General features: G+C 69.9%; 1 protein-coding gene and 1 pseudogene. Both read left to right on the top strand.

Going from position 1 to position 2,938, the window contains the following annotated elements:
* Nucleotides 1-239 (top strand): annotated as a pseudogene (locus tag I0Q12_RS32495) (TetR family transcriptional regulator); the annotation flags it as partial.
* A 91-nt stretch (nt 240-330) separates the two neighbouring features.
* Nucleotides 331-2,889 carry a trehalose-phosphatase gene (otsB, locus tag I0Q12_RS09435; protein WP_197251676.1) on the top strand — a complete coding sequence of 853 codons (2,559 nt, stop codon included), beginning with the start codon at nt 331-333 and terminating at the stop codon, nt 2,887-2,889.
* The last annotated feature ends 49 nt before the right edge of the window (nt 2,890-2,938 follow it).

The following is a 2,938-nucleotide window of genomic DNA, read 5'->3' on the forward strand; positions in this document are numbered from 1 at the left end:
ACCGGGTCGGCCAGCTCATGGACCGGCTGTTCGCCCGCGCGATGAACGAAGGCGAGCCGACCGAGGAAGAGCTGGCCGTCGCGCGCGTCATCAGCGACGTGTGGCTGTCGAATCTCGTGGCGTGGCTGACCCGCCGCTCGTCGGCGACCGACGTCGCCCGCAGACTCGAGCTCACCGTCGAACTGCTGCTCGGCGACGGCTCCCGCCGACCCTCCCAGGTGCCCGTCGCCGGCTCCTAGGCGCGCCCGGAACGGGCCCTGTAACCGGGAACACGCCCCGAACCGTGCATCCGGAGCGACGGGCGGGACCTATTCCCCTACCGTGGGAAGAATGAGCGCCCAAGACCTCCCGATCGACCTGCGTCGCGCACTCGTCACGGTCGCGCGATCCCCCCGACTGCTCGTGGCGTCGGACTACGACGGAACGGTCGCGCCCATCGTCGCCGATCCCGACAAAGCGTTCCCTCACGCCGAATCGGTACGCGCCCTGCGCGCGCTCGCGGGGCTGCCGTCGACGTCGGCCGCCGTCATCTCCGGCCGCGCCCTCAAGGACCTGGCAGCGCTGTCGCGTCTTCCCGCCGAGGTCCAGCTGGTCGGTAGCCACGGCTCCGAGTTCGACATCGGATTCGTGCACGCCATCGACACCGACGCCAAGGAGTTGCTGCGCGGCATCATCTCCGGACTCGACAACGTCGCCCGGCTCTACGACGGCGTGCACGTGGAGATCAAACCGGCGAGCGCGGCCCTCCACGTGCGCAATGCGAGCGAACGCGACGCCGAGCTCGCGCTGGCCACCGTCCGCGCCGACCTGGCGCGCCTGCCCGGCGTGCAGGTCACCGAGGGCAAGTCCGTGATCGAGCTGTCCGTGGTGCCCACCGACAAGGGTCGCGCGCTCGACATCATCCGGCATCAGGAATCGGCGACCGCGGCGGTGTTCTTCGGCGACGACGTCACCGACGAGAAGGCGTTCCGGTCGCTGCACGGGCCGGATGTCGGAATCAAGGTCGGCGAGGGCGAGACCAGCGCCGAGTTCCGGGTTTCGAGCACCGAGGACGTCGCCGCGGCCATGGCGTTCCTGCTCGACCAGCGCCGCACGTGGCTGTCCGGTGCGGACGCCCCGCGCATCGAGCGTCTCACCATGCTCGCGAGTCCCCGGACCAAGGCCCTGATCACTCCCGACGGCACCATCTCGTGGCTGTGCCATCCGGAACCGGATTCGGCCGCGGTGTTCGCGCATCTGCTCGGCGGGGAGGCCGCCGGTCACTTCACGATCGGCCCGCTCCGCGAGGCCCTGCCGCTGAGCCAGCGGTACGTCGACTCCACGATGACCGTGGTGACCCGGTGGGCGAGCCTGGCGGTCATCGACTATCTGCCGCACGACGTCGAACCCGGCCGTACCGATCTGACGCGCGTCATCACCGGCACCGCGAAGGCGGTCGTCACGTTCGCCCCGCGCCCCGAGTTCGGGCAGGGGCAGGTCATCCTCGAGGCCGTCGACGACGGCCTGCGGGTGTTCGGCCTCAACGAGCCGTACGTGCTGCGCTCCCCCGGCGTGCGGTGGGACATCACCACCGACGGAACACAGCAGACCGCTCATGCGGTGGTCGATCCGTCGGAAAACGACATCATTCTCGAATTCCGTTGTGGCACAGAAGATATGGGACCTCACCCGGTTCCGGAGGTGGAGCGGCGTGCACAGGCCGAGGCGTACTGGTGGCAGTGGGCCGCGGAACTCGACCTGCCGCCGCTCAAACCGGACCTCATCAAGCGGTCCGCGCTCACGCTGCGCGGCCTGGTCCACGAGCCGACCGGCTCTATCCTGGCCGCGGTGACGACCTCGCTGCCCGAGGAGATCGGCGGCGTCCGCAACTGGGACTACCGCTACTGCTGGCTCCGCGACGCCGCGCTCACCGCCCACGCCCTGGTCAGCGTCGGTTCGCTCGGCGAGGCCGAGGCCTACCTGGACTGGGTGCACCGCGTGCTCGAGACGATTCCCGGGCCGGAACGCCTGCATCCGCTGTATTCGCTTGCCGGCGGCCCGCTTCCGCCCGAGGCGGTGCTCGACAATCTGCCCGGCTACGCCGGATCCCGGCCGGTGCGGGTCGGCAACGCCGCCAACCAGCAGGTGCAGCTCGACGTGTTCGGGCCGATCGTCGACCTGATCTCGGCTCTCGCGCACCGACGCGAGGAACGCGGCATCCCGCACGCCGAAGCGCTGACCGACCGCGATTGGGACCTGGTGTGCGCCATGGTCACCGCCGTGCAGCGGCGGTGGTTCGAACCCGATCACGGCATCTGGGAGATCCGCGACAACCCGCGGCACCACGTGTACTCGAAGGTGATGGGCTGGCTCACCGTCGACCGGGCCCTGACGCTGGCCGCGAAGTTCGGCCGCACCGCCGGTGAGGGGTGGACGGAACTGCGGGACGAGATCGCCGACGAGGTGCGGGAGAAGGGCTGGAACGAAGACGTCCGCTCCTACACCGCCGCCTACGACGGCACCGACCTCGACGCCGCGACGCTGTTCGTCGGTCTGACCGGGCTGGTCGATCCGAGCGACGAGAGGTTCCACGCGACGGTGGTCGCGACCGAGGCCGAACTTCGCAGCGGCTCGACGGTGTACCGGTACCGGCACGAGGACGGACTGCCCGGCACCGAGGGTGGTTTCCACCTGTGTGCCGCGTGGCTCGTCGAGGCCTATCTGCTGGTCGGCGCCCGCCCTCAGGCGGAGGCCCTGTTCGCACAGCTCGTGGCGGCGGCCGGACCGACCGGTCTGCTCAGCGAGGAGTACGACCCGGTCGCCGAACGGGCCCTGGGCAACCATCCGCAGGCGTACAGCCACATCGGGCTCCTGCGCTGCGCCCAGCTTCTGTCGGGACACTCCACCTAAGTGGTCCTGGTCAGAAGTTCGTCGGGGGTCATGCAGCATCGACGAGTCG

The organism is Rhodococcus sp. CX, from assembly GCF_015865005.1.
Taxonomy (GTDB): domain Bacteria; phylum Actinomycetota; class Actinomycetes; order Mycobacteriales; family Mycobacteriaceae; genus Rhodococcus.